The sequence below is a fragment of the Devosia sp. genome, from assembly GCF_028290625.1.
Classification (GTDB): Bacteria; Pseudomonadota; Alphaproteobacteria; order Rhizobiales; family Devosiaceae; genus Devosia.
Genome location: NZ_JAQGJM010000012.1, coordinates 115,871 through 141,184, shown reverse-complemented (window position 1 = coordinate 141,184; position 25,314 = coordinate 115,871). Strand labels below are relative to the sequence as shown.

Annotated in this window: 24 protein-coding genes and 1 pseudogene; 12 read left to right on the top strand and 13 right to left on the bottom strand. The window is 62.7% G+C overall.

Features of this window, described 5'->3' with window-relative positions; all coding sequences use genetic code 11:
* From JWR51_RS06530 to JWR51_RS06495, 8 genes are all read right to left on the bottom strand, one after another.
* Entirely contained in the window at positions 1-897 is an 897-nt protein-coding gene (locus JWR51_RS06530) for an ABC transporter permease (protein ID WP_299745310.1), read from the bottom strand.
* Entirely contained in the window at positions 894-1,823 is a 930-nt protein-coding gene (locus JWR51_RS06525) for an ABC transporter permease (RefSeq protein ID WP_299745307.1), read from the bottom strand. The genes JWR51_RS06530 and JWR51_RS06525 overlap by 4 nt, the downstream gene beginning before the upstream one ends.
* Positions 1,820-3,586 carry an ABC transporter ATP-binding protein gene (locus tag JWR51_RS06520; RefSeq protein ID WP_299745304.1) on the bottom strand — a complete coding sequence of 589 codons (1,767 nt, stop codon included), beginning with the start codon at positions 3,584-3,586 and terminating at the stop codon, positions 1,820-1,822. Before JWR51_RS06520 ends, JWR51_RS06525 begins: the two co-directional genes overlap by 4 nt.
* 129 nt (positions 3,587-3,715) lie before the next feature.
* Positions 3,716-5,320 carry a peptide ABC transporter substrate-binding protein gene (locus JWR51_RS06515; protein WP_299745301.1) on the bottom strand — a complete coding sequence of 535 codons (1,605 nt, stop codon included), beginning with the start codon at positions 5,318-5,320 and terminating at the stop codon, positions 3,716-3,718.
* Between the two features lie 270 nt (positions 5,321-5,590).
* Positions 5,591-6,007: a curlin gene (locus tag JWR51_RS06510; protein ID WP_299745299.1), complete on the bottom strand. Its 417-nt coding sequence runs from the start codon at positions 6,005-6,007 to the stop codon at positions 5,591-5,593.
* A gap of 186 nt (positions 6,008-6,193) precedes the next feature.
* The gene (csgH, locus tag JWR51_RS06505) at positions 6,194-6,589 is read right to left on the bottom strand and encodes a curli-like amyloid fiber formation chaperone CsgH (RefSeq protein ID WP_299745297.1); all 396 of its coding nucleotides are present in this window, start codon (positions 6,587-6,589) and stop codon (positions 6,194-6,196) included.
* An 86-nt stretch (positions 6,590-6,675) separates the two neighbouring features.
* On the bottom strand, positions 6,676-7,110 hold the full coding sequence (locus JWR51_RS06500; RefSeq protein ID WP_299745296.1) for a curlin: 435 nt from the start codon (positions 7,108-7,110) through the stop codon (positions 6,676-6,678).
* Positions 7,111-7,286: 176 nt separating this feature from the next.
* Entirely contained in the window at positions 7,287-8,054 is a 768-nt protein-coding gene (locus JWR51_RS06495; RefSeq protein WP_299745293.1) for an IclR family transcriptional regulator, read from the bottom strand.
* Between the two features lie 137 nt (positions 8,055-8,191).
* Here JWR51_RS06495 and dgoD point away from each other — a divergent pair, with 137 nt between their 5' ends.
* The 4 genes and pseudogenes from dgoD (at position 8,192) to JWR51_RS06475 (ending at position 11,425) form a co-directional block, all read left to right on the top strand.
* On the top strand, positions 8,192-9,361 hold the full coding sequence (gene dgoD, locus JWR51_RS06490) for a galactonate dehydratase (protein ID WP_299745290.1): 1,170 nt from the start codon (positions 8,192-8,194) through the stop codon (positions 9,359-9,361).
* Between the two features lie 55 nt (positions 9,362-9,416).
* Positions 9,417-10,146 (top strand): annotated as a pseudogene (locus tag JWR51_RS06485) (ribonuclease activity regulator RraA).
* Positions 10,147-10,166: 20 nt separating this feature from the next.
* On the top strand, positions 10,167-10,664 hold the full coding sequence (locus tag JWR51_RS06480) for a 2,4'-dihydroxyacetophenone dioxygenase family protein (protein ID WP_299745288.1): 498 nt from the start codon (positions 10,167-10,169) through the stop codon (positions 10,662-10,664).
* Between the two features lie 2 nt (positions 10,665-10,666).
* The gene (locus JWR51_RS06475; RefSeq protein ID WP_299745285.1) at positions 10,667-11,425 is read left to right on the top strand and encodes an SDR family oxidoreductase; all 759 of its coding nucleotides are present in this window, start codon (positions 10,667-10,669) and stop codon (positions 11,423-11,425) included.
* Here the strand turns inward: JWR51_RS06475 and JWR51_RS06470 are convergent.
* Both JWR51_RS06470 and JWR51_RS06465 read right to left on the bottom strand, forming a co-directional pair.
* Entirely contained in the window at positions 11,418-12,815 is a 1,398-nt protein-coding gene (locus tag JWR51_RS06470; RefSeq protein ID WP_299745283.1) for a glycoside hydrolase family 5 protein, read from the bottom strand. The genes JWR51_RS06475 and JWR51_RS06470 overlap by 8 nt on opposite strands.
* Before the next feature lie 35 nt (positions 12,816-12,850).
* Entirely contained in the window at positions 12,851-13,834 is a 984-nt protein-coding gene (locus JWR51_RS06465) for a LacI family DNA-binding transcriptional regulator (protein WP_299745280.1), read from the bottom strand.
* Between the two features lie 432 nt (positions 13,835-14,266).
* On the opposite strand from JWR51_RS06465, the gene JWR51_RS06460 reads away from it, so the two are divergent.
* The 8 genes from JWR51_RS06460 (at position 14,267) to JWR51_RS06425 (ending at position 21,800) form a co-directional block, all read left to right on the top strand.
* Entirely contained in the window at positions 14,267-15,484 is a 1,218-nt protein-coding gene (locus JWR51_RS06460) for a sugar ABC transporter substrate-binding protein (RefSeq protein ID WP_299745277.1), read from the top strand.
* Between the two features lie 141 nt (positions 15,485-15,625).
* On the top strand, positions 15,626-16,483 hold the full coding sequence (locus tag JWR51_RS06455) for a sugar ABC transporter permease (RefSeq protein ID WP_299745274.1): 858 nt from the start codon (positions 15,626-15,628) through the stop codon (positions 16,481-16,483).
* Positions 16,480-17,349 carry a carbohydrate ABC transporter permease gene (locus tag JWR51_RS06450; RefSeq protein ID WP_299745271.1) on the top strand — a complete coding sequence of 290 codons (870 nt, stop codon included), beginning with the start codon at positions 16,480-16,482 and terminating at the stop codon, positions 17,347-17,349. Before JWR51_RS06455 ends, JWR51_RS06450 begins: the two co-directional genes overlap by 4 nt.
* A 2-nt stretch (positions 17,350-17,351) precedes the next feature.
* A complete protein-coding gene (locus JWR51_RS06445; protein WP_299745269.1) occupies positions 17,352-18,173 on the top strand; it encodes an aldo/keto reductase in 822 nt (273 codons plus the stop codon).
* 6 nt (positions 18,174-18,179) lie between these two features.
* Entirely contained in the window at positions 18,180-19,232 is a 1,053-nt protein-coding gene (gene ugpC / locus JWR51_RS06440; protein WP_299745267.1) for a sn-glycerol-3-phosphate ABC transporter ATP-binding protein UgpC, read from the top strand.
* Between the two features lie 4 nt (positions 19,233-19,236).
* Complete coding sequence (locus JWR51_RS06435) at positions 19,237-20,361, top strand: iron-containing alcohol dehydrogenase (protein ID WP_299745265.1); 1,125 nt, start codon at positions 19,237-19,239, stop codon at positions 20,359-20,361.
* 36 nt (positions 20,362-20,397) lie between these two features.
* Positions 20,398-20,766 (top strand): tautomerase family protein, encoded by a 369-nt coding sequence (locus tag JWR51_RS06430; RefSeq protein WP_299745262.1) that lies wholly within the window; start codon positions 20,398-20,400, stop codon positions 20,764-20,766.
* Positions 20,767-20,798: 32 nt separating this feature from the next.
* On the top strand, positions 20,799-21,800 hold the full coding sequence (locus JWR51_RS06425; RefSeq protein ID WP_299745260.1) for an NAD-dependent epimerase/dehydratase family protein: 1,002 nt from the start codon (positions 20,799-20,801) through the stop codon (positions 21,798-21,800).
* A 45-nt stretch (positions 21,801-21,845) separates the two neighbouring features.
* On the opposite strand, the gene JWR51_RS06420 is transcribed toward JWR51_RS06425, so the two are convergent.
* From JWR51_RS06420 to JWR51_RS06410, 3 genes are all read right to left on the bottom strand, one after another.
* Complete coding sequence (locus JWR51_RS06420; RefSeq protein WP_299745258.1) at positions 21,846-23,468, bottom strand: ABC-F family ATP-binding cassette domain-containing protein; 1,623 nt, start codon at positions 23,466-23,468, stop codon at positions 21,846-21,848.
* Positions 23,469-23,593: 125 nt separating this feature from the next.
* Complete coding sequence (locus JWR51_RS06415) at positions 23,594-24,499, bottom strand: S1C family serine protease (protein ID WP_299745256.1); 906 nt, start codon at positions 24,497-24,499, stop codon at positions 23,594-23,596.
* Positions 24,500-24,619: 120 nt separating this feature from the next.
* Complete coding sequence (locus JWR51_RS06410; protein WP_299745579.1) at positions 24,620-25,312, bottom strand: phosphoribosyltransferase; 693 nt, start codon at positions 25,310-25,312, stop codon at positions 24,620-24,622.
* Between the last annotated feature and the right edge of the window lie 2 nt (positions 25,313-25,314).

Below are 25,314 nucleotides of genomic sequence, written 5' to 3'. Positions count from 1 at the left end.
TCAACGCCCTTTCAGGGTGGGATCGAGGGCATCGCGCAGTCCATCGCCGAACAGCGTGGTCGCGAGCACGGTGATGGCCAGCGCAGCAGTTGGAAAAACCGCCATGTGCCAGTAAAAGAACATGAAATTCAAACCGATACTGATCATCTGCCCCCAGCTCGGCGTCGGTGGTGGCACGCCGATACCAAGGAAGCTCAAGCTGGCCTCTAGCATCATGGCGAGCGGGATCGCCAGCACGAAACCGACAATGATCGGTGAGATAGAATTGGGGATCAAATGCCGCCGGATGATGTACCACGGCGATGCCCCCAGCGCCTGAGCGGCGCGGACAAACTCCTTTTCGCGGAAGGACTTAACCTGTGCCCGCACCAGCAGGCACACATTCACCCAGCCGAACAGTGCGGCGATCAGCACGATGGTGAAAAACCCGCCATGCGTCAGCGTCGCCAGCAGCATGGCGGCCAGCAGCGGCGGCACCACCGAGAACAATTCGATGATGCGCATGATGAACCAATCGACCTTGCCGCCGTAATATCCGGCCAGCGCCCCCAGCGGAATGCCGATGAGAACGCTGAATGCGGCGGCCGAGAACCCGATGGTCAGCGACACCCGCGCGCCATAGACGATGCGCGTATAGAAATCGCGGCCCAGGTCATCGACGCCGAACCAGTGCTCGGCCGAAGGAAACGCCAGCGCCTGGGTCAAAAACGCCTGCTGTTCCGGGCCAATCGGGGTGATCAGCGGTGCGAAAATCGCCATCAGGATCAAGATCATAACGATCGCGCCTGCCACCAGCGCCGCCTTGTTGCCGGTAAAACGCCGCCAGGCAAAATACAGCGGGCTGCGTTGCCGGTATTTGGGCGCCAGCGCCGCGGGGATCAGCGTCTCGGCGCTCATGGCTTGCCTCCGGCGCGGATGCGCGGATTGAGCAGCGCATAGACAATGTCGGAGAACAGATAGGCCAGGCAGTACATCATGGTGATCATCAGCATCAGCGCCATTTCCAGCGGATAATCGCGCTTTTCGATGCTGGAGACGAAGTAGGAACCCAGCCCCGGCACACGGAACATCGCCTCAACGAAGATCGAGCCCGTCGCCGTGCCGATGAACATGGGAAGGAATACGGTGACCAGCGGGATCGCCGAATTGCGCAGCACATGCTGGAAAATGATCCGGCGCTCGCTCAGCCCCTTGGCCCGCAACACGGTCACGAATGGTCGGTTGAGCGTATCGAGCATCGCCGAGCGGGTGTAGCGCGCATAGGTCGCCAGCGGGATGGCCGCATAGGCGATGATGGGGAGAATCCAGCGCTCCGGCTTGCCCCAGCCACTCGCCGGCAGCCAGTTGAGCCAGACCGCGAACACCAGGATCAACATGAGCGAGATGACGAAGACCGGGATGGTCAGGCCCAGCGTCGCAAAGGTGGAGGCCAGATAATCGATCCAGGTATTGCGGTTCAGCGCCGCCGCCATGCCGAGCAGCACGCCCAGCGGAGCACCGATCAAAACGCCGGCGCCGCCCAGCACGAGGCTCGGGATCCACGCCCGCGAGAGCAGCCCGATGATCGTATCGCCGGGGCTCTGATAGGGCACACCGAAATCGAAATGCAGCACGCCCCACATGTAGTTTAGGTATTGCACATGCAGCGGCTGATCGAGCCCTAGCCGGGCCATCAGCTTGGCGCGCACGGCATCCGATAGCGGCATGTCGTGGCCGTCGAACGGACCGCCCGGAATAGCGTGCATCATCAGAAAGATGATCAGCGAAACCACGATGAAGGTCACGGCGATCGATACCAGCCGGCGCAGGATGAACGCGATCATGTGGTCACCACCGCTTCGACAAGATGATTGGGCGCAATACTCACCAGTTGCGGCGCGGCGTTCGGCGCCATCCCGGTCTGGATAACTGTGTAGCGCGGGGTCGCCGCGTCGATATCGGCGGCGCTGAGGAAGGTGCGGTGCCGCTTGTCGCGCGGATTGCTGGCCGGGATCGCATCGAGCAGGGCCCGCGTATAGGGATGCTGCGGGTTCTCGAAAATCTGCGCGGTCGGCGCCTGCTCGACCACACGGCCGCGATACATCACCACCACTGTGTCGGTCAGCGTCCGCACCGTGCCCAGATCATGGCTGATGAACAGCATGGAGAGGCCCATTTCGCGCTGCAATTGCTTGAGCAGCCCGATGATCTGCGCCTTGACGGTGACATCCAGCGCCGAGGTCGGCTCGTCCGCAACCAGCACGGACGGCCCGAGGATCAGCGCTCGCGCAATGGCCACGCGCTGACGCTGGCCGCCGGACAGTTCATGCGGGTAACGCTGGCCGAAATTGCGGTCGAGGCCGACTTTTTCCAGCCAGTCCAGCGCCGTTTCGGTCTGCTGCTTGCCGGGCGTGATGCCATGGATATGCAGAGGTTCGGCGACGATCTGCGCCAGTGTCATCATCGGATCGAGCGCCGAGTAACTGTCCTGGAACACCACCTGCATGCGGCGGCGGAAGCCTTTGAGCGCGGCCGGCTCCAGCATCGAGATATCGCTGCCGTCGACCAGGATTTGTCCGCCGCTTGGCTCGGTCAGCCGCAGCGCCATCATGCCGGTCGTGGTCTTGCCAGATCCGGACTCGCCCACTAGGCCAACTATCTTGTTGCGCGGCAGCACCAGGTCGACGGTGCGCACAGCACGGAAATCGGCATATTTGCGCGACAAGCCCTGGCCCTGATGGACGCGGTAAGTCTTGGACAGGCCGCGCAGTTCCAGCGCCGGCACGGCCGTGTCGTCCACTTCGCCCGTGTCGTCCGGCTTGGTTGCGCCGGCCTTGAGGCTCGCCAGCAGGGTCTGCGTATAGCTGTGCTTGGGTGCATCGAAAATGTCCTGTACCCAGCCTTCTTCCATCACCTCGCCGCCATACATGACCAGCACGCGATCGACCGTCTCGGCGATGACGCCGAGGTCGTGAGTGATCATGATCAGCGCCATGCCGAACTCGGCCTGCACCTTTTTGATTAACTGCAGGATCTGCGCCTGGATGGTCACATCGAGCGCGGTGGTCGGCTCGTCGGCGATCAGCACTTTCGGCCGGCAGCTCAGCGCCATGGCGATCATCGCGCGCTGCAGCATGCCGCCGGAAAGCTGGTGCGGATAATAGTTCAGCACATCCTTGGCGTTCTTGATTTCAACGCGCAGCAGGAGCTGCTCGGCCTCGGCCCAGGCGACGCGCTTGGCGGTCTTGCGATGGGCGCGAATGGTTTCGGCAATCTGGTGGCCGATGGTGAAGACCGGATCGAAGGCCGTCATCGGGTCCTGGAAAATCATCGCGGCGGAGCGGCCGCGCAACTGCGCCAGGCCTTCCGCATCGGCATCCAGAACGTTGACGCCATCGAGGATCATCGACTTGGCGCCGATTTTGGCATTGGCGCCGAGCAGGCGCAGCAGCGCCATGCAGGTCACCGATTTGCCGGAACCGGATTCGCCCACAATGCCCAGGCTCTCGCCCTCATTGAGGTGGAAGCTGACGCCGCGGACCGCTGCGACGTCCCCGCCATATTGGCTGAAACTGACGGTCAGTCCGTTGATTTCGACAAGCTTCATAATGAAATCCGGCGGAGCGTTTCCAGGAAAAGTGCCAAGCGGTTTTCCGGTTCGGAAACGCGACCAACAAGGACTCTTATGAAAGGCGCGCTTCCCGGGGAGGATCCGGGAAGCGCTTTTGCGGGTCGACTACTTCTTGGTCAGGTGCGTGAAGAAGTAGTGGGCCAGTCGATCGAGCGGGGTGAAACCCTGCTTGTTGGGCGTCGATGCATCGCCGCCGAGCTGGTCGGAGAGCACCGCAATAGTGATCGGATGCACTAGCGGCACGATCGACGCATTGTCGATCAGCACCTGTTCGGCCTGGGCATAAAGCTTGAGGCGCTCTTCCCAGACCGGGTTGCTGTCGGCGGCGGCGACCAGCTTGTCATAGGCTTCCACATGGTGGTCGTGACGGCCGCCATTGTAGAAAATGCCGAAGAAGTTGGACGGATCGAGATAGTCATATTCATAGGGCGCGATGAAGATGTTGTTCTTCTTCTTCAACAGGCCATCCATCCAGTCCTGCGTCGGCATTACCTTGATATTCATGGTAATGCCCAGGATGTCCTTGAACTGGGACTGCAGGTATTGGGCCATCGGCGGCACGATCGCGCCGTTATAGCCACCCTCTTCGCGATACCAGATCTCGATTTCGGGAAAACCCTTGCCGTCCGGGAAGCCGGCATCGGCCATGAATTGCTTGGCCTTTGCAGGATCGAACACGGCTTCGGCAGCGATCTCGGCATTGTAGCCAGGATAGCCGGGCGCTAGGATCGAGCCGGCCGGGATGGCGATGTCCTTGAGTACGGTCGAGGTCAGCTCGTCACGGTTGACGGCGTAATAGAACGCCTTGCGCACATTGACATCGTTGAACGGGGCCGAGTTCAGGTCGAACGAGATATAGGACACCGCGAACACCGCGTTCTTGCGGATGCCGTCGGGATAGCGCTGGCTCGCCACCGGCACCTGGCCGGTATTGAGGAACGAGTAATCGGCGTCGCCGGCGAGGAAGGCCGGCAGGCCCACTTCAGGCGCGCCCAGCGTCGGATCGATTTCGATGCGATCGACTTCGGACTGCCACGGCCCCGTATAGGTCGGGTTCTTGACCAGAACGACCGAATTGTTCGACTTCTCCCAGCTATCAAGCAGATACGGGCCCGACGAAATCACGGTGTCAATATTGGTCGCCCAGTCGTCGCCATACTTGTCGAACTGGTGCTTGGGTACCGGATACCACAGGCTGACCACGCTCGGCAGATACGGCTTGGGCGCGGCGGTGGTGACTTCGATGGTCATGTCGTCGACGGCCTTGAGGCCAAGGGTGGACACGTCGGCCTTGCCTTCGGTGACGTCTTTCCAGTTCTTGATGCCGCCGGCAAAGTCCCAGTACCAGTTGAAATCATAGCCATCGGTGGCGGCGCGTTGCAGCGCGAACACATAGTCTTCGGCGGTCAGCTTTTCGCCATCGCTCCACACAAGGCCCGGGCGCAGATGAAAGGTCCAGGTCAGCCCGTCTGCCGACTGGTCCCAGCTTTCGGCGCCGAGCGCGGTCAGTGTGAAATCCTTGTCGAAGCTGGTCAGCGGTATCTGCAGCACTTCGGCATAGGTGGCACGCGCATAGACCGTCTTCATGTAGTCCATATAGGTGCCAGACGTGTTCTGGCCCGGCGCGACCAGCGTCGTCTGGGCCAGTGCCGGCACGGCCAGTCCGACCGCCAGCGCCAGCGCGCCCGCTATTTTGAGCAGTGCGTTCATTCAGCTCCCTCCTTGTTGCAGAGCCAATTCATTTGCGTCCCCTCGCAACATCCGGCGGCGATGGTTTGCCGCCCGGCTGCGTTCCCCCAACAGGCACCGAAGTGTGTCAGATGACATATGTCTGACAAATATGGAAAGGGTTAGCAAGCGCCTCGCGGCAATCTCTGCACAAGGAATGTGCCAAGGCGCGAGACGATCAAGGAATGGGCAGGGCAAGGCAAAACGGCGCCCCTAAAGGACGCCGTTTGAATTGTCGCGGCGGTGGCTGGATCAGAAGCCGAACACGCCGGTGACGCTGGAGCCGTTATCGCCGTTCTGGACGCATTCGGCATCGGTGTTTTCGCCGAACTGGAACAGGCCGCAATTGTTGTTGTTGCCGTTCTGGTGAATGGTGCCGTTGTGGCCATTGCCTTCCTGATACACCACGCCGCCATTGCCCGAACCCTGCTGGTCGACGCCGGCCGAATTGCCATTGCCGTTCTGGCTGACATTGGCGCCGTGGGCATTCATACCGTTGAAGATCGAGAACAGCTGCAGGCCCACGCCGAGCGCTTCGGCTTCGTCCGGGTCGGTGGGGGTGTAGCTGACGGAAACCTGCCCATTGGCCATGGCGGGGGCGGCAAGGCTGAAAGCGCCCATGGTGAGGGCGAGTACGGCGACGATGGCGGTTTTGAAGGTCTTGGTCATGATGTCTCTCCTGGGTGCTTGGCGTTGGCGTTGATGCTGGTGTTCCAGCCGATGACCACACATTGGCACCCCGGGACTGAACCGATCTGGAGCGACGTATTCAGACTTCGTTCACGGATTTGGCGCCGCCCGTGCAAACAAAAAGGGCCCCGGTTGCCCGGAGCCCTTGGTGGCGATTGAGTGGTTTCAGGTGCGGCTGGGAATGGTCTGCGAGCAGTCCAGATCGATGCCATCGGCGGTGACCTTGAACCTGACCTCGTAGGTAGCGCCCTCGTTGATCGAAACCTGGCCCAGCGTGACCGTCTGATTGGCCGGCGCTGCGAAGGCGCCGCCCTGGCTGATATTGGAATTGCCGCCGGGACCGGAGCTGACCACCTGGAGCTGATAGCTGCCGCTGACATCGACATCGGAGGTGAAAGCCGCCTGCAGCGCGATCATGCCGCCATTGCTGGTGGCATTGATGCCGCAGACTGTGGGGTCCTGGCTTTTGGCCTGGCCGCTGGTGGCGGCGACGCCGACAAGCCCGAGGCCAAGCAGGATCGGGACGGCGATAATGCGGAGGCGGGAATCGAAAATGCTCATCTGAGTCTCCTGTGTTCGGGTTGATGTCATTAAGGCCGGGAGGCGCTGTGTCCTCCCGGCCCCAAAAATTTCAGATGGTGGCCGGATCAGGGGCAGGCCTGAACGAAGGCTGCGACATTGCCCGAACCGTGCTGGGCGACATTGGCGGCGCAGTTGTTGCCGACCTGGACACCGGCGGCGACGTTGCCATTGCCGTCCTGGGTCAGGATGGCGGTGTGGTTGGCGCCGAACTGGCCAACGCCAGCGGCGTTGTTGTTACCAACCTGGTTGGTCTCGCCGTAGTTGTTGAAGCCGTCCTGGCCGATGGCGCCAACGTTGCCATTGCCCTGCTGCTGGCCGATGGCCTGGTTCCAGATGCCATTCTGGTGGACACCGATGATGTTGCCGGTGCCGATCTGACCGCCGCCGGCGGTGTTGCCCCAGCCGGCCTGGTCGATGAAGACGTCATTGGCCATGCTCGGTGCTGCGGCGAAGGCGAGGACAGCGGCGACGGCGGCGGAAATAAGGAAGGTGCGGCTCATTTTGTCTCTCCTGTTGGGGTGCGGCCCGTGCGGTGCCGCTGTTTCGATGACCTGAGACTAGGCCCGCCCAAACGAACCGGCACTGAACCCGCAGTTCAGAATCCGTTCACGAAATCATTATTTTTTGCGAGGGCTACCACGGTCGCGCGAAGGCACTTTTTGTCGCTTCTGGCCGCTCAGCCCGGCATGTCGCCGCTGATGGCTTGCGCCGCCCCGATGGTGGCGAGGCGTATCTCTTCCATCCGCGCCGCATCGGTGCCCGATAAAAACGGAATGCTGAGCGCCGCCACCATCTCACCGCCCCTTGTGAAGATCGGCGCGGCGAAGGCCTGCACGCCCGGCGCGTTCTCGCCGCTGTCCTGCGCCCAGCCCTGGCGCTTGATTCGCACCACCTCGCTGCGCAGGCGCTTCGGATCGGTAATGGTTTTGGCGGTGTAGGCCGAGAGCGGCCGGCTCAGCCACAGGTTGAGTGCCGGTGCGTCCATATAGGCGAGCAGCAGCTTGCTGGCGGCGCCGGCATGGATCGGCACGTGCTGGCCAGGCGCCACGCTCAGCGCATATTCGCGCCGGCCCGTAGCTGCCGCCAACACCAGAATGCCTTCCTGCGACAGCACGCTGACCTTGACGCTTTCGCCCAGTTCCAGCGCCAGCCGGTCCAGATGCGGCTGACAGATCGCGGCGAGGTCGATCTCGCTGGCTTGAGTGGCCACATGGGCCGCCAGCGACAGCAGACGCCGCCCCAGATGGTAGGCCCCGCTCGCATCGCGACGCACCACTTCATGGCGCTGCAGCGTGTTCAAGATCCGGTAGATCGTCGTGCGCGGCAGCGCCAATGCACTGGTGAGTTCGCTGATGGTCAGGCCCGTGCCGCGCTGCTCCAGTGCGCCCAGAATGTCCATCATGCGCTCGATCACCGGAACATCATGGGGCGCGGCGTCGCTCATTTCGCTCCTTCACGCGTCAATGCGATTGACAATCCGTGGCCGAGATTTAGCATAGCAATCTGAATAGTCAAAGTTCATATTTGGATAGCTGGGCAAGCCGGCTGCCAAGTGGCGCAAGACGCCGTCGAGGACATCGCATGAAAATCACCGGACTGAAGACCTTCGTGGCCAACGCGTCCCGCACCAATTTCGTCTTCGTCAAACTCTATACCGATGACGGCATCGACGGGCTGGGCGAGGCGACGCTGGAGTGGAAAACCATGACCGTGGTGGCCGCGCTGGAGGAACTGGAGCGCGTGCTGATCGGCCGCGACCCCTTCGCCGTCGACGCCATCATCGAGCAGTTGCACCGCGACAGCTATTGGCGCACCGGCGCCGTGTTCCGCACGGCGCTCGGCGGCATCGAGGCGGCCTTGCTCGACATCAAGGGTAAGGCGCTGGGCGTGCCGGTGTTCGAACTGCTGGGCGGCAAATATCGCGACCGCGTCGCCTGCTACGCCAATCACTGGTTCTTCGGCGCCACCACGCCCGAGCAATATGCGGCCAATGCCCGCAACGCGGTGGCCCTGGGCTACAACGCGCTCAAATGGGACCCTTTCGATACCGCGGACCTCGAAATGGACCGCAAGCAGCGCCGCACCACCATCGAAATCGTCGAGGCAGTGCGCGATGCCGTCGGGCCCGATATCAACCTGATGCTCGATGTGCATGGCCGGCTCAATGTCCCCACCGCCATCGCCATGTGCAAGGCGCTGGCGCCCTATGACCTGACCTGGATCGAGGAGCCGACGCCGCCAGAAAGCATCGATGCGCTGGCCGATGTGCGCGCCCATAGCCCGGTGCCGATCGCGGCAGGGGAGCGCTTCTATGAGCCGGCGCGGTTCCTCGAAGCGCTGAGCAAGAAGGCCGTCGATATCCTGCAGCCCGACGTATCGCATGCCGGCGGCATGGGCGAGACCAAGCGCATCGCCCACATGGCGCATAGCCATCTCATCCCGATCGCACCGCACAATCCGGTCGGCCCGGTGATGAACGCCATGACGCTGCACATGTCGGTGGCGATCCCCAATTTCACCGTGTTCGAAACCGTCTCCATCGACGTGCCATGGCGCAAGGAACTGGTGCACGAGACGCTGCAATTCGAGAACGGCTACATGCTGGCCCCGACCGCGCCGGGCCTTGGTGTCGAGCTCAACGAGGAAGCCTGCGCCCGTTTCCCCTATGAGGCGACCAATGTTCCCCTGTTCGATGGCTCGATGAACACGACCGGTGTCGCCACCGGCGCGGTGGCGCAGCCGACGAAATGACGGCCCAGCCGTTTTTCCTTTCCCACGAGGCCTGAAATTGCAGTCTCCATCCGACATCAAAGACATCATCCGTCCGCCCCGCGAATATTGCGACGCTCTAGCGGCGATCGGCACCGCCACGGCCAGCAGCGAGCTCAGCCTGATGGGCATTCGCGATGCGCAAATCCACGGGCCGCGACCGCTGAAGTCCGGCTACTCCGTCGCCGGGCCCGCCTTGACGCTGCAATTCATGCCCAAGCGCGAAGATCTTTACGGCTCCGACGAATATGAAAATCCCGAGCGCCAATTGCACCGCCACGTGCTCTATCCGGCCCGGGCCGGCGACATGGTGGTGGTGGATGCGCGCGGCGACATGGCCAGCGGCGTATTCGGCGAAATGATGCTCACCTATTTTGCCGGACGCGGCGGTGCCGGCGTCGTCATCGACGGCTGTATCCGCGATTCCGCCGAGGCCAAAAAGCTCGACCTGGGCATTTGGGTCAAAGGCGTGACACCGAATTACCATGCCCAGACCAGTCTCATTCCCTGGGCCGTCAATGTGCCGGTCGCCTGCGGTAATGCCTTGGTCATGCCCGGCGATATCATCGTCGCCGATGACGATGGCGTCGTGGTGGTGCCGGTGGCAATGGCCGCCAAGCTGATCGAGGGGGGCCAGCAAGCACGCCGAATGGGAAGAATTCGCCCGCTACCGCCTTTCGCAGGGCGGCGATCTGCGCAAATACTACCCGCTCACCGAAGCGGTGCAGGATGAGTATATTGCCTGGCGTGACGCCCAGAAGCGTTAGCCGGAAACAGGAGACGCCGCATGTACCAGAATATGGCCGGCTCGGCCCATCCCCTGGCGCCCAAGGAAATTGCGGTGCCGGCCATGCCCGAGGACGAGCGCGTCTGGGTGCCCCAGGCCGATAATGTCTGGTTCCGCCCGCTAATGCTCAATACGCTGGCGGGGCAGTGGTGCAACCTGCTGCGGGTGCGCCGGGCCGGCGTGCTGTCGCGACACCTGCATCCCAACCCGGTGCATGGCTACGTCATCAAGGGGCGCTGGTTCTACAAGGAGCACGATTGGGTCGCCGAAACCGGCTCCTACGTGTTCGAGCCGCCCGGCGAGGTGCATACGCTGATGGTGCCCGAGGATTGTCCCGAGATGATCACCTTCTTCAATATCACCGGCTCGATGGTTTATCTCGATGAGAACAACAAGCATGTCGGCTATGAGGACGTGTTCACCAAGATCGACATGTGCCGCGCTCACTATGAAAAAGTGGGGTTGGGCGGCGGCTATGTCGACCAGTTCATCCGCTGACCATGGCCGATAATCTGGACTACCAATGGGCCGCCGGCTGGTACGGCGGCAAGACCGTGTTGGTGACCGGAGGAACTTCCGGCATCGGCGCGGCCGTTTCGCGGGCCTTCCTGCGGGCAGGGGCCTCGGTCACGGCGGCCGGCGTGGCGCAGAGCGAGGCCGATGCGCTGGCTGGCGACATCGACTTCGCCAAAGCCAGCCTGAAACTGCTCGACGTGCGCGATGGCGGGGCGGTCAATGACCTGGTCGCCGGTTTGCCGTCGCTGGACATCCTCGTCAACTGCGCCGGCATTATCCGGCGCGGCGACGAACTGGATCCTGTCGTGTTCGAGCAGGTCGTCGACATCAACCTCAACGGCACCATGCGCTGCTGCGCGGCGGCGCGCCCGCTGCTGGCGAAATCCGGCACTGGCGCCATCGTCAACCTCGCCTCCATGCTATCGATCTTTGGTGGCGGCCTGGTTCCCGGTTACTCCGCCAGCAAGGGCGGTATTTCGCAGCTCACCAAGTCGCTGGCCATTGCCTATGCGCCAGATGCCATTCGGGTCAACGCGGTGGCGCCTGGCTGGATCGCCACACCGTTGACCCAGGCTCTGCGCGACGATCCCGCGCGCTCGGACCCAATCCTGGCCCGCACCCCGCTCAAGCGCTGGGGCAGTCCCGACGACGTGGCGGGCGCGGTGCTGTATCTCTGTTCCCCCGTCGCCGCCTTTGTCACCGGCACGACGCTGGTGGTTGACGGAGGCTATTCGATCAGCTGAGGCCTGTGCGGGCCGCGATCACCTCGGCCAGCCGCTGCCGGCGTACGCAATTGCCCAGTGCGAACGACTCGGCCAGTTCGATCACCGTTTCATCATTGTCGATATCGGCAAACAGCGCGCCAAAGTCCTCGGCCATCGGCTCGCCGAGCATGATGCTGCGCACCAGTTGCTGCGCCCAGTTCTGCCGCCCAAATGGAAATGGGTCGAAGCCCGGATATTCCGTGTCCATGGTCGCCTCGACCGGCCCCATGATATAGCGCACGTCGGCGTCGCTGGAGCCCCAGCTGTCGACGCCCAGCCGTGCCTTCTTGTCGACCACCGGCTTGATGCGCGCCCGCCAGGCCGAGTCGGCGGCGGCATAGACCAGGCCCTGGCCGCCGACATCCTTATAGGCCCAGAGCGACCAGTGCGCGTCGTGCTCGTTGTAGATATCGAGTTGGTCCTCCAGCAGATGATAGCGGTCGGCGTCGCGCTCGGGATCGCCGGTGAACACCGGGCCAAACTCACCGATCCAGATCGGCGTGCCGGTCTGACGCATGAACTCGGTACGCTTGAGAAAGGTCGCTTCGACATTGGCGCGATCGACGAAAATTCCGCGCGTCAGCCCCGGATAGGGCCCGCCATAGGAGTAGCCGGGCAGCTTGTAGTCATGCGCTGCATAGACCGTGTTCGGATAGGGATCGAACCCCTCGAAGGCGCTGAAGTCCTGGCCATAGCGGTTGCCGTCGAGAAAGATGATGTGATCGGGATCGATTGCGCGGATGGCGTCGATGGCGCGATCATAGAACGGCTTGATCTTGAGGTTACTGGCATCGCCTGGCTCATTCATGATGTTGTAGCCCGCCACCGTGGCATTGCCCTTGTAGCGCGTCGCCAGCTTTTCCCAGATATTGACCGCGCGATCCTGGAAGTGCCGGTGCTGCCAGAACAGCGCCTTGTGGGTGGCATTATCGCTGTGCCAATGCATGTTCTGCGCGCCGGGCAGGGCATGCAGGTCGAGGATGGCGTAGAGCCCGTGGCGCTCGCACATGGCGATGACGCTGTCGAGCAGACGGAAGCCGGCTTCCTTCATTTCGAACGGGCGATCATCATTCTCGAAATGGCGGTAGTTGAACGGGATGCGCACGTGATTCATGCCCAGCGAGGCGAGATAGCGCGCGTCCTCGTCGGAAAAGAACGCCGCCATGAAATGCTCGAGATAGAGCGCATAGCGCTCCGGCCCAAGGGCGCGCAGCATGGCGTCGCGGTGCAGCGACTCGGTGGACGGGAACCCGGTGAGGAAGTTCTCCATGTTCATGAAACCACCGATATTGTAGCCGCGCAGTGAGACGGCCTTGCCATTGGCATCCAAAATCTTGGTGCCACTGACGCGCAGGAAACGATCGCTCATGAACTGGGTCTCGACAGGTTAGAGGTTTGGCGCGGCTATTTTTGTACGCGTGGCGGGGCTGTGCTGGAGCGCACGACAAGGCTCGTAGCCAGCTCGATGCGATGGCTGAGGTCCGACGATCCCTTGCCCAGCAGCATCTGGACGGCCAGCCCAGCCATTTCCGCCAGCGGCTGGCGCATGGTGGTCAGCGGCGGCGAGACCCATTCGGCCATCGGGATATCGTCAAACCCCACCACGCTCAGATCGTCGGGCAGCCGCAGGCCGTGCAGGCGCGCGGCCTCATAGACGCCCATGGCATGCAGGTCGCTGGTGGTGAAGATGGCGGTTGGCGGGTTGGGCAGGTCGAGCATCGCCGAGGCGGCATTCAGTGCCGTGGGATGGAAGCGGGCGCCGGTGAAGATCAACGCCGGATCGACCTCGATGCCGGCCCGGGTCAGCGCGGCGCGGTAGCCATCGAGCCGCTGCTGGTTACACAGCGTCGCCGGTCGGCCGGCAATCATGCCGATGCGCTTATGGCCCAGGCTGATGAGGTGATCGGTCGCCGTCATCCCGCCCGCCCAATTGGTGACGCCGATCGAGGGCGTGCTCGGATCGGGATGCCCCAGCGGATCGACGATGACGACCGGCACGTTCAGGGCCGTCAGACGCTGGCGATGGGTCGGGGATAGCTCGGCAAACACCAGGATGACGCCATCGGTGCGCCCCGAACCGATATTGCTCAGCCAGCGGGTTTCCTTGGGATCGTCCGATAGGGCCGAAACGGCGATGCGGCACTTGTTGGCGAGGGCGGCCTCTTCGGCGCCCTTGATGATTTCGATGGCGTAGGGGCCGAAGTCGGAGAATACCAGGTCGATCAACCAGGGAGCCTCGTCCTTCTTGCGCTTGCCCCGGGCATAGCCGGAGGTGTTGATCGCCGCTTCCACCCGCTCGCGCGTTTCCACGGCCACATCGAAGCGCCCGTTGAGAACCTTCGATACCGTTGGTATCGAAACGTCGGCGGCGGCCGCGACTTCCGCCATGGTCACGCGCCGGGCGCCATCCTGTTGGCTTGCGTGAAGGTTTCGACCGCGCGTCATGCCTATTCCATTCCCTCTGCCGTCGATCGCGGCGGTGCCCGCTTTCCGGCCTTTATCGGGCCTCAACCTCACACTGCGCAAGCCCAGAGCTTGCACGGTAACGTCGCCGATCGCTGCACAAAAGTTTCGATAATTTCTTCGACTGTTTCGATTTGAACGGAATAAACATCGTTGCGCCGCGCTTGGCAAGAGCGCGGATTAGCGATAATTTTCGCCTTGACGCGATAAAACCCCTTCGATAGCGTCCGAAAGATAACAACACGAGCTTCGAAACTTTCGAAGTTAACGTGGCCGCCACTGCGGCATGAGGAATAAAGGTCCCCGCTGGGCCTTTGAGAAAACCGCGGCCCAACGGCCGCCTTACGGGAGGACGATATGAAGTTGACGAGCGCGGCAGCAATGCTGGCCCTGACTGTCTCGAGCTTGACGCTGAGCACTGCCGCCTTTGCGGGCGAAGTGGTGTGGTGGACCCCCAATTGGGGCGAGGCCCGCGCCAAGGAACTGGTCGAGAAGTTCCAGGCCGCCAATCCCGGCATCACCATCAAGGCGGAAATCACCGTGTCCGACGGCTTGCCGCAGCGCGTGCTGACGGCCCTGCAGTCCGGCGGCGCCCCCGATATCATCGAAGTCCAGCACGGCTGGGTGAACGGCTACGCCCAAAATGGCCTGATCATTCCGCTGGATGATACCATCCAGGACAAGGACGATTACACCAAGGCGGCGATCGATTACGTCACCTGGGACAACCAGCTCTGGGCCATTCCCTACCGCATGGAAACCCGTGCGGTGGTGTTCAACAAGGGTGATTTCACCGCTGTCGGCCTCGACCCCGCCAACCCGCCCCAGACCTGGGACCAGTTCGTCGATGCCGCGACCAAGCTCTCCGTCAACGGCAAGTCCGGCTTCGCCATCACCGGCGGCGGCGAGATGGGCAATACCATCACCGCGTCCCTGCCTTACGTATGGATGGCCGGCGGTGCGCTGATCTCCGATGACATGACCACCGCGACCGCCAATTCGCCCGAAACGGTCAAGGGCGTCACCTTCTATACCGACTTCCTCAAGAAGGGCCTGTCGCCGGCCTCGACGCTGGAGAATGACGGCACCGCGGCGCGGCGCCTGTTCATCGCCGGCACCGTGTCGTCCTACCTCGGTGGCCAGTTCGATATTCCCTCGATCAAGACGGAAAACCCAGCCATCGATATCGGCGTGTTCCCGATTCCGCATCCCGAAGGCGTCAATACCGCCGGCGTGCTCGGCGGCTGGAGCTATGTCATCCCCAAGGATGCCAAGAACCCGACCGATGCGAAGCTGTTCCTGCAATTCCTCAACACCACGGAAAACCAGGGCTTCTTCACCGATACATTCCCGGTGCGCGTGTCCTCGCAGGCGCTGCCACGGTTCGACGATCCGATCCTGAGCGTGTTCAAGTCCATGCTGCCCTACGCGCGGCCGGTGCCGATCCACAAGAACTGGGTGCAGATCACCCAAGCCTATTTCGATGGCCTGCAGCGCATCATGCTCGACGAGCAGACGCCGCAGGAGGCCATGGATCAGGCCAACGAAGAAATCCAGGCTCTCCTGGACAGCTAGGCGCGCTCCTCCCGCGACAGCTCCTCGGGGTGTCATGCCCCGGGGAGCCATTTCGGGCCCGCCGTTCATCATCGCCACCGCTCGCGCCGGCCGCATTGCCGCGCCGCCATCTTGAGCCTTGGCACAGCAGGAAGATCAGTCATGAAATCGCAGACCGGATTGCTGTTCGCGCTGCCGGCACTGATCGTGCTGTTCATGCTGATTGCCTATCCGGTAGCCTATACCGGGCTGCTCAGCGTCACCGATGCCAAGGGCAATTTCTCCGGCCTCGACAATTTCGCCGCCGTGCTCAAGCCCAAGGTGACGGTGCAGGCCTTCATCAACACCATCTATTGGGTGTTCGGCTCCATCGTGTTCCAGGTCGTGCTGGGCACGCTGACCGCCATCCTGCTTAACCAGAGCTTTTTCGGGCGCGGCGCACTGCGGGCGATCACGCTGATCCCGTGGGTGGTGCCGGGCATCGTCGCAGCGACCACCTGGGCGTGGATGTTCCATACCGAATTCGGCATCATCAACTACATGCTGACCGGCACCGGCGTGCTGCAAAATCCCATCGGCTGGTTGACCAACAAGGATACGGTGATGCCGGTCCTGATCGCCATCAATGTGTGGAAGCTGTTCCCCTTCGTCGCCATCATGGTGCTGGCCGGCCTGCAATCCATTCCCAACGACCTCTATGAAGCCGCGCGCGTCGACGGCGCCACCTTCTGGGAGGAGGTCTGGTACATCATGTTGCCCTCGGTGCGCCCGGTGATCACCGCGGTGACGCTGCTGCTGGTGATTTGGGGCCTCAACTCGATCACCATCATCTACGCCATCACTCGTGGCGGCCCGGCCAACAAGACGCTGATCACCCCCATCCAGATTTTCCGCTCCGCCTTCGAGAGCTTTCAGTTCAACCAGGCGGCGGCGCTGTCGGTGATCTTCTTCGCCGTCACCATCGTGGTGGTCTTCATCTACATCAAGGTGCTGTCCGCGCAGCCGGGAGAGGCCAAATGACCGCGCCCGCAATGGACGTTTCCGCACAGCCGAAAATGAAAAAGCCAGGCCTCGGCTGGCCCGTCATCCTGATCGGCTCGATCCTGGTAATCGTGGTCTGCCTGTTCCCCTTCGTCTGGATGGGGCTGTCCTCGATCAAGACGCTCAAGGAACTCTATTCCGTGCCGCCGATCTGGTGGCCGGCAGTGCCGAGCCTCGACAATTATTACAAGGTGCTGTTCGAGAGTAATATCCCGCGCTACTTCCTCAACAGCGTCATCATCTCCGTCGGCTCGACCGGGCTGGCGTTGATCCTGGCGATCTTTGCCAGCTACGGCTTTGCCCGCTTCGACTTCAAGGGCAAGGCGTTCTGGCAGGCCTTCGTGCTGGTCGGCCAATTGCTGCCGACGGCAGCGATCATCGTGCCGCTGTTCATTACTCTGCGCGTGCTCGGTCTGGTCAATACCTATTGGGGCTTGATCCTGGTCTATATGATCGTGACGCTGCCACTCAGCGTGTGGATGTTGACCAGCTATTTCAAGGCCATTCCGGTGGAGCTGGAAGAAGCGGCGATCATCGATGGCGCATCGCGTATGGGTGTGCTGTTCCGCATTACCCTGCCGCTGTCGCTGCCGGGCCTCGTCGCGGTGATCGTCTATGCCTTCGTCACCACCTGGAACGAGTTCATTTTCGCGCTGTGCTTTGCCACCGACAGCTCGGTCAAGACGCTGCCGATCGGGCTGGCGGAATTCTCCACCGAGTTCAATACCGACTGGGGCGCGGTGATGGCGGCATCCGTGGTGATGACGCTGCCGATCGCGCTGCTGTTCCTCGTATTCCAGAAAATGTTCGTCGGCGGCCTGACCGCTGGCGCCACCAAGGGCTGACGATGACCTATTCCGGACCAATCCCTCAGCTCGGCCTCGGCACCTTCGGACGCACCGGCGACGCTGGTGTCGAGGCGATGCTCAAGGCCATCGAGATCGGCTATCGCCACCTAGATACGGCTCAGAGTTACGATACCGAAAAGCAGGTCGGCGAGACCGTGCGCCGCTCGGGCCTGCGTCGCGACGAGCTGTTCGTCACCACCAAGGTGGCCGATACCATGCTCGACAAAGAGGATTTCCTGCCCAGCGTCGAGCGGAGCCTCGCCACCATTGGCGTCGATCAGGTCGATCTGCTGCTGATCCACTGGCCCAGCCAGAATGATCAGGTGCCGTTCGAGGATTACATGCTGGGACTGGCCGAAGCCAAGAACCGAGGCTTTGCCCGCCTGATTGGGGTGTCGAACTTCCCCATCGCCGATCTGGAACGGACCCGCAAACTGCTCGGCGAGGGTGCCATCGCCACCAACCAGATGGAAATCCATCCCTTCCTGCAGACGCCAAAGCTTCGCGACTATTCGCGCGCCATGGGCATGCCGCTGACCGCCTACCAGCCGCTGGCCAAGGGCGAAGTCAACGCCGATCCGTCCATCAACGCCATCGCCACCAAACACGGCGTCGGGCCATCGGCCATCGCCCTGGCCTTCCTGATGGGGGAGGGCCACATCGTCATCCCCGCTTCGGGTAGCGAGGCCAATCTGCGCGCCAATTATGCAGCCCTTTCGGTGGCGCTCAGCCCCGCCGAGATGGACCAGATGCGCGCCCTCAATCGCGGCTATCGCCGCATCGATCCGGCCAAATCCCCGCGCTGGGACGATCAGGAGTAGAACGAGATGGGCTCAGTCAGCATCCGCAATGCGCGCAAGTCTTATGGCGCACTGGAAATCCTGCACGGCGTCAGCATCGACATCGCCGATGGCGAATTCGTCATCCTTGTCGGCCCCTCGGGCTGTGGCAAGTCGACGCTGCTGCGCATGATTGCGGGGCTGGAGGAAATCTCTGGCGGCGAGATCGCCATCGACGGCAAGGTCGTCAATTCACTGCCGCCCAAGGCGCGCGACATCGCCATGGTGTTCCAGAGCTACGCGCTCTACCCGCATATGACGGTGGAGCAGAATATGGGTTTCTCGCTCAAGCTGGCCCGCGCCGGCAAGGACGAGATCAACCAGCGCGTCGGCAAGGCCGCGACAGTCCTGGGCCTCGATCCCTATTTGAAGCGCTATCCGCGCCATCTCAGCGGCGGCCAGCGCCAGCGCGTCGCCATGGGCCGCGCCATGGTGCGCGATCCAAAAGTGTTCCTGTTCGATGAGCCGCTGAGCAATCTCGACGCTAAATTGCGCGTGCAGATGCGCTCCGAGATCAAGCAGAACCACCAGCGCCTCAAGACTACGATGATCTATGTGACCCACGACCAGATCGAAGCCATGACCATGGCCGACCGCATCGTCGTCATGCATGACGGCGTCGTCGAACAGATCGGCACGCCGCTGGACCTGTATGATCGTCCCGCCAACCTGTTCGTCGCCGGCTTCATCGGTTCGCCCGCGATGAACCTGCTGGGCGGCAAGGTCGCCGACGGTGCATTTATCGCCGCCGATGGCACGCGCATCGCACTGGATCGCGCCGTTCCCGACAGTGCTTCGGCAACCCTTGGCGTCCGTCCCGAACATTTCCGGCTTGATCCCAACGGCATCCCGGCAGAGATTTTGACCGTCGAGCCGACGGGTGCGGAAACTCAGGTGCTCATGCGCCTGGCCGGGCACGAGGTGATGGGCGTGTTCCGCGAGCGCCTCACGGTCGGGCCGGGCGAGAACCTGCGTGTCAGCCCCGAGACCGGAAGCCTGCATCTGTTCGACGCCACCACTGGACAACGGATCGAACGGTAATCCCATGGCCCGCATCGCCTATCTCACCAGCGTCGACTTCGGTCCGGGCGTCATCGCCACGCTCAAGGACGCCATTGCCGAACTTGGGCTGAAGCGACCGCTCCTTGTGACCGACAAGGGCATTCAGGCGGCGGGTCTCGCCGACAAGGCGCTGGCCTTCATGCCCGCCGGAACGCCGGTATTCCTCGATACGCCGCCCAACCCGACCGAGTCGGCGGTGTCGGCAGCATTGGCGCTCTACCGCCAGGAAGGCTGCGACGGCGTGGTGGCTTTGGGCGGTGGCTCGCCGATCGATCTGGCCAAGGGCGTGGCATTGCTCGCGACCCATGCGGGCGATCTGGAACAATACGCGGTGATCTACGGCGGGCTCGACCGCATCACCGCCTCCGTGGCCCCCGTCATCGCCATTCCCACCACTGCCGGCACCGGCGCCGAGGTCGGCCGCGCGGCCCTGCTGACCCTCGACGATGGCCGCAAGCTCGGCATCATCTCGCCCCATCTGATCCCCAAGCGCGCCATCTGCGACCCCGAACTGACCACTGGTCTCCCGCCCGGCCTGACCGCCGCGACCGGCCTCGACGCGCTCAGCCATTGCATCGAAACCCTGTGCTCCCCGCGCATCAATCCGCCGGCCGAAGCCATCGCGCTCGACGGCGCCGGCCACATCTGGCGCAATCTCGAACGCGCCTGCGCCGACGGGCAAAATCTCGACGCCCGCGGCGAAATGCTGATGGGCGCGCTGATGGGCGGCCTTGCCTTCCAGAAGGGCCTCGGCGCCGTCCATTCGTTGAGCCACGCTTTGGGTGGCCTCAAGGACCTCAAGCTGCATCACGGCACCCTCAATGCCATCCTGATGCCGCTGGTGGTCCGCTTCAACGCCCCCGAAATCGCCGACAAGCTGCGCCGGCTGACCCAGGCGCTCGGCCTCTCCGATGGCGCAGACCTCGCCGCCGAACTAGACGCCCTCAACCGTCGGCTGGCCATCCCCTCGGGCCTTGGCGCACTCGGCGTCACCACCGCCCATTTCGATTGGGTCATCGAGCGCGCCTTGGCCGACCACAGCCACGCCACCAATCCGCGCGTTCCCAGCGCCGCCGACTGTCGCGACATTCTCACCCAGGCTCTCTGAGGGCACGGCCCTCCACCATCATCATTGGAGTTCTTCATGCCCCTCGTTCAAGTCGATATGTCGCGCAAGATGTACGACGCCCATGCCAAGCAGATGAGCGTGGAACTGCAAAAATCCTTCGTCGAGGCGCTCGACGTCAACCCGCTCGACAAGTTCCAGATCTTCCGCCCCCGCGAGGAGGGCGAGATGGTGTTCGACCCCGATTATGGCCTGGGCAACCGGCAGAACCTGGTGCTGATCCAGATCTTGATGGTTCACAAATACAGCGCCGACCAGAAGCGCGGCCTCTACAAATCCATGGTCACCAAGCTGGTGGCAATCGGTATCCGCAAGGAAGACATCCTGATCGGTGTCACCGAGAACGGCTTCGAAGACTGGTGCGCCGGCCGACTGCACGGCGAATAGCCAATCCAACGCACATCAAGGGAGTAGATTTCATGACACGGCAGAAAGTCCTGTTCATCGGCGGTACGGGCCGCATTAGCGCGCATTGCGTCGACGCCGCCCTGGCGCGCAATTTTGAAGTTTTCGTGCTCAACCGCGGCCAGACAGCGATGCGGCCGGTGGCCGGCGGCGCGCAGTACATCAAGGGCGATGCCCGCGATCCCGCATCCCTCCGCGCCGCGGTCAAAGGCATGGATTTCGACGTCGTGGTCAATTTCGTCGCCTTTAATGCGGCCGACGTGACCGTCGATCTCGACATCTTCCGCGGCCATACCGGCCAATACGTGTTCATCAGCTCGGCCTCGGCCTATCAGACCCCGCCGCGCCACTTGCCGGTGCTGGAATCCACCCCGCTGCACAATCCGGTGTGGAAATATTCGCAGGACAAGATCGCCGCCGAGGACGTGCTGGTCAAAGCCTATCGCGACGAAAGCTTCCCCATCACTATCGTACGTCCGTCGCACACCTACGATCGGGGCTCGGTGCCGATGGTCGGCCAATGGACCTCGATGGAGCGCATGCGCCAGGGCAAGCCGGTGATCGTGCATGGCGATGGCTCGTCGCTGTGGACGCTGACCCATGCCCGCGACTTCGCCAAGGGCTTTGCAGGTCTCCTGGCCAATCCCTACGCCTATGGTGAAAGCTATCACATCACTTCCGACGAGGCGCCCAACTGGAACGCCATCGTCCGCATGCTGGCCGATGCTGCCGGCGTCGATGATCCAAAAATCGTGCATGTGCCGTCCGATGCCATCGCGCTGGCCGACCGCGGCTGGGGCGATGCCCTGCTCGGCGACATGGGCCACAGCATCTATTTCGACAACAGCAAGCTGAAAAACCTGGTGCCCGAATTCGTCTGCACCACGCCGTTTGTCCAGGGCGCCCGCGAAATCGTGGCCTGGTTCGATGCCAATCCGGAATGGAAGATCATCGATACCGCCAAGGACGAAACCATGGACTGGCTGGCGCAAACCTACGCGCCGCGCGCCCGGTAATCTAATAAAAGGCCCTGGAGTTTCCTCCAGGGCCTTTTGTATCCTCTAGCTCCGGAGCCCGGGCGCTTCCTGGCCAGTGCTCTGCACATATTCAGTATAGCCGCCGCCATAGGTATGGATGCCCTCGGGCGTCAGTTCCAGCACGCGATTGGACAGCGCCGCGAGGAAGTGGCGGTCATGACTGACAAACAGCATTGTCCCCTCGAACTGCGACAGCGCCTCGATCAGCATTTCCTTGGTGGCGATATCCAGATGGTTGGTCGGCTCGTCGAGCACAAGGAAGTTCGGCGGATCGAACAGCATGATCGCCATGACCAGCCGCGCCTTCTCGCCACCCGATAGCACCCGGCATTTCTTGTCGATCTCGTCGCCCAAAAAGCCAAAACACCCGGCCAGCGCCCGCAACGGAGCCTGGCCGGATGCCGGAAAGCTGTCCTGCAACTGTTCGAACACCGTGCGGTCGCCATCCAGCACATCCATGGCGTGCTGGGCGAAATAGCCCATCTTGACGCTTGGTCCGCGTGTCACCGAGCCGGCATCGGGATCGGCGGTGCCGGTCACGAGCTTGAGCAGCGTCGATTTACCGGCGCCGTTGACGCCCATGATGCACCAGCGCTCGCGGCGACGAACGTGGAAGTTGAGGTCGTCATAAATGGTGCGGCTGCCATAGCTCTTGCTGACGCCCTTGAGCAGCGCCACGTCCTCGCCCGAACGCGGCGGCGTGCGGAATTCGAACTCCACGACCTGACGGCGCTTGGGCGGCTCCACCTTGTCGATCTTGTCGAGCTTCTTGACCCGGCTCTGCACCTGCGCGGCATGGCTGGCGCGCGCCTTGAAGCGGGCGATAAAGTCCAGCTCCTTGGCCAGCATGGCCTGCTGGCGTTCAAATTGCGCCTGCTGGTTTTTTTCGGAGATTGCCCGCTGCTGCTGGTAAAACTCGTAATTGCCCGAATAGGTAGTCAGCGAGCCGGCATCGATCTCAATGATTTTGGTGCAGATGCGGTTCATGAATTCGCGGTCATGCGAGGTCATGAACAGCGCGCCGCCATAATTCTGCAGGAAATCCTCCAGCCAGATCAGGCTTTCCAGATCCAGATGGTTGCTCGGCTCGTCCAACAGCAGCGCATCGGGCCGCATCAGCAGGATACGGCACAAGGCCACGCGCATCTTCCAGCCGCCCGACAGCGCGCCGACGTCCCCGTCCATCATTTCCTGGCTAAAGCCGAGCCCATCCAGCACCTCGCGGGCGCGGCCATCGAGCGAATAGCCATCCAGCTCCTCGAACTGGTGCTGCACCTCGCCATAGCGCTCGATGATGGCGTCCATCTCGTCGGCCTTGTCGGGATCGCCCATATCGGCTTCGAGCGCGCGCATCTCGACGATGAGCGCGCTGACCGGGCCGGCGCCATCCATCACTTCGGCCACGACGCTGCGGCCGGCCATTTCGCCCACGTCCTGGCTGAAATAGCCGATGGTCACGCCGCGATCGACCGAAACCTGCCCCTCATCCGGCTGCTCTTCACCCGTGATCATCCGGAACAGTGTTGTCTTGCCGGCGCCATTGGGGCCAACGAGACCGATTTTCTCGCCCTTCTGCAACGCAGCGGAGGCGTCGATGAAGACGATCTGCTTGCCGTTCTGCTTGCCGATGCTTTCGAGGCGGATCATGATTTCAAAACCTGACGAGAGAGATGGCCGCCTCCCCGTCGGGAAGCGGCCATGAAAGATGGTGTTCGTAAAGCATCCACAGCGTCCCGGCGCAAGCGCCGACGACGCGGCGCTGCTATGCCGGATTACTGCAATTGCGGCTTTCGCAGGAAGCTGTTGCGGTCGGCCGACTTGATGCGCAGCCAGGAGTCTCGGCCATCGCGCACGATCCGCATCGGCACTTCGGCCCCGGCCGGACCGCTGCTCCACACCTTGCGATAGAAATCGGCCAGGCTGTCGATTTCGCCGTCGCGAATATCGGAGATCACGTCGCCCCGGCGCAGGCCGGCCTTTTCCGCCGGTCCGCCCTCGCTGACGCTCATCACCACCACGTCGCCATTGCTTTCGGCCGAAAACACGCCGAGCCATGGCCGCGGCGGGGTGCTGACCTGGCCGCGCCTTAACATGTCGTCAAGGATGGGCGGCAGCAGGTCGATCGGCACGATCATGTTGATGTCGGTCACCGCGCCGTTGTGAACCATCTGCACACGCAGCGAACCGATGCCCAATAGCTTGCCATCGGCCCCCACCAGCGCCGCACCACCCCATGAGGGATGCGCCGGCGCGATGAAGATGGCCTCGTCCAACAGATATTCCCAATAGCCGGCAAATTCCTGCTTGGCCACGATCCGGGCCTGCACCGAGTGGCCGGTGCCATCGGTGAAAGCCACGGCGTCGCCCAAGGCGGCATCGGCCGAGCTGCCCAGCTCCAGAGCTGGCAGGTTCAACTGCCCCAGCGCCTGCAACAGGCCGAAACCAGTCTCCTGGTCATAGGCCATCACATGGGCCGGAACGACCCGCTCATCATGGGTCGTCAGCCAGACTTCCTCGGCCTCGGTGATCAGATAGCCGATGGTCAGCACCAGGCCGGTATCGCTGATGACGACGCCGCTGCCCTCGCGCAGGGTGCCCAAGCCCCCCGCCGTGAAAGCGTCGTCCGGAATGGTGGCGCGCACAGCCACGATGGACTGCAGCTTCGGATCGATGGTCATGCTCTTGTCCTGCCAAAACTTTGCGGCGGGCCTGTGGTCGGCCACTAGCCATACCCCATTGAGGTATGAAACCAGATGGCAAACCACAAGCCCCGAGCGCGCAATGCGGCCATCCGCGGTTTAGTTTGGCACCGGCAACCAGCGTCCGAGCGGCGTGCGACCGAACCGCGGCGAGGCAATCGGCGCCATGACTTTTTCGCGCCACGCCTCCAGCGGCGCCTGCCAATGCGTGCCCTGCAACATGGCGACCACCACCGCGGCGGGCGTGATGCCCGCCTGGGCCAAAAGGCGCAACACGGCCACCATCGATGTGCCCGAACTGATCACGTCATCGACGACGATCACACGCTTGCCGGCCAGCAAAGGCAGGCTGCGCGGATCGAGGAAAATGGTTTTCTGATGCGTCGGGCTGGTGATCGAGGACATCGGCGCCGACAGGTCGTCGCGATACCAGAACTTTCGCGAGGCCCCCAGCGCCACCATCCGCTTATGGCCGAGCCGCCGGGCAACATTGTTGGCGAGCGGTAGGCCGAGCGTGGGCACGCCGACGATGACCTCGGGGGCAAGCGGCCTGATCAGCTCGGTCATGGCCTGCGCCAGAGCATCCTCGACCGCGAAACTGGCCTGGTTGACGATCAGCGAGGCAACCGCTTCTGTGCCGTCGCCAGGCAACACCCGCAGCGGCAACAGCAATTGCCGTCCGTCGACAAAGCGCGCCGGATAACTGTCGGAAAACCCCTCGGCGGAGGCGGAGTCATGCGTGCCGGCCGGCTGGATGGTCTGCCAGAAGTGATGCGGTTCGAGCGGCGAAATGG

Coding starts and splice junctions, on each gene's coding strand:
- JWR51_RS06530 (WP_299745310.1), bottom strand. CDS start 897: ATGAGCGCCGAGACGCTGATCCCCGCGGCGCTGGCGCCCAAATACCGG.
- JWR51_RS06525 (WP_299745307.1), bottom strand. CDS start 1,823: ATGATCGCGTTCATCCTGCGCCGGCTGGTATCGATCGCCGTGACCTTC.
- JWR51_RS06520 (WP_299745304.1), bottom strand. CDS start 3,586: ATGAAGCTTGTCGAAATCAACGGACTGACCGTCAGTTTCAGCCAATAT.
- JWR51_RS06515 (WP_299745301.1), bottom strand. CDS start 5,320: ATGAACGCACTGCTCAAAATAGCGGGCGCGCTGGCGCTGGCGGTCGGA.
- JWR51_RS06510 (WP_299745299.1), bottom strand. CDS start 6,007: ATGACCAAGACCTTCAAAACCGCCATCGTCGCCGTACTCGCCCTCACC.
- csgH (WP_299745297.1), bottom strand. CDS start 6,589: ATGAGCATTTTCGATTCCCGCCTCCGCATTATCGCCGTCCCGATCCTG.
- JWR51_RS06500 (WP_299745296.1), bottom strand. CDS start 7,110: ATGAGCCGCACCTTCCTTATTTCCGCCGCCGTCGCCGCTGTCCTCGCC.
- JWR51_RS06495 (WP_299745293.1), bottom strand. CDS start 8,054: ATGAGCGACGCCGCGCCCCATGATGTTCCGGTGATCGAGCGCATGATG.
- dgoD (WP_299745290.1), top strand. CDS start 8,192: ATGAAAATCACCGGACTGAAGACCTTCGTGGCCAACGCGTCCCGCACC.
- JWR51_RS06480 (WP_299745288.1), top strand. CDS start 10,167: ATGTACCAGAATATGGCCGGCTCGGCCCATCCCCTGGCGCCCAAGGAA.
- JWR51_RS06475 (WP_299745285.1), top strand. CDS start 10,667: ATGGCCGATAATCTGGACTACCAATGGGCCGCCGGCTGGTACGGCGGC.
- JWR51_RS06470 (WP_299745283.1), bottom strand. CDS start 12,815: ATGAGCGATCGTTTCCTGCGCGTCAGTGGCACCAAGATTTTGGATGCC.
- JWR51_RS06465 (WP_299745280.1), bottom strand. CDS start 13,834: ATGGCGGAAGTCGCGGCCGCCGCCGACGTTTCGATACCAACGGTATCG.
- JWR51_RS06460 (WP_299745277.1), top strand. CDS start 14,267: ATGAAGTTGACGAGCGCGGCAGCAATGCTGGCCCTGACTGTCTCGAGC.
- JWR51_RS06455 (WP_299745274.1), top strand. CDS start 15,626: ATGAAATCGCAGACCGGATTGCTGTTCGCGCTGCCGGCACTGATCGTG.
- JWR51_RS06450 (WP_299745271.1), top strand. CDS start 16,480: ATGACCGCGCCCGCAATGGACGTTTCCGCACAGCCGAAAATGAAAAAG.
- JWR51_RS06445 (WP_299745269.1), top strand. CDS start 17,352: ATGACCTATTCCGGACCAATCCCTCAGCTCGGCCTCGGCACCTTCGGA.
- ugpC (WP_299745267.1), top strand. CDS start 18,180: ATGGGCTCAGTCAGCATCCGCAATGCGCGCAAGTCTTATGGCGCACTG.
- JWR51_RS06435 (WP_299745265.1), top strand. CDS start 19,237: ATGGCCCGCATCGCCTATCTCACCAGCGTCGACTTCGGTCCGGGCGTC.
- JWR51_RS06430 (WP_299745262.1), top strand. CDS start 20,398: ATGCCCCTCGTTCAAGTCGATATGTCGCGCAAGATGTACGACGCCCAT.
- JWR51_RS06425 (WP_299745260.1), top strand. CDS start 20,799: ATGACACGGCAGAAAGTCCTGTTCATCGGCGGTACGGGCCGCATTAGC.
- JWR51_RS06420 (WP_299745258.1), bottom strand. CDS start 23,468: ATGATCCGCCTCGAAAGCATCGGCAAGCAGAACGGCAAGCAGATCGTC.
- JWR51_RS06415 (WP_299745256.1), bottom strand. CDS start 24,499: ATGACCATCGATCCGAAGCTGCAGTCCATCGTGGCTGTGCGCGCCACC.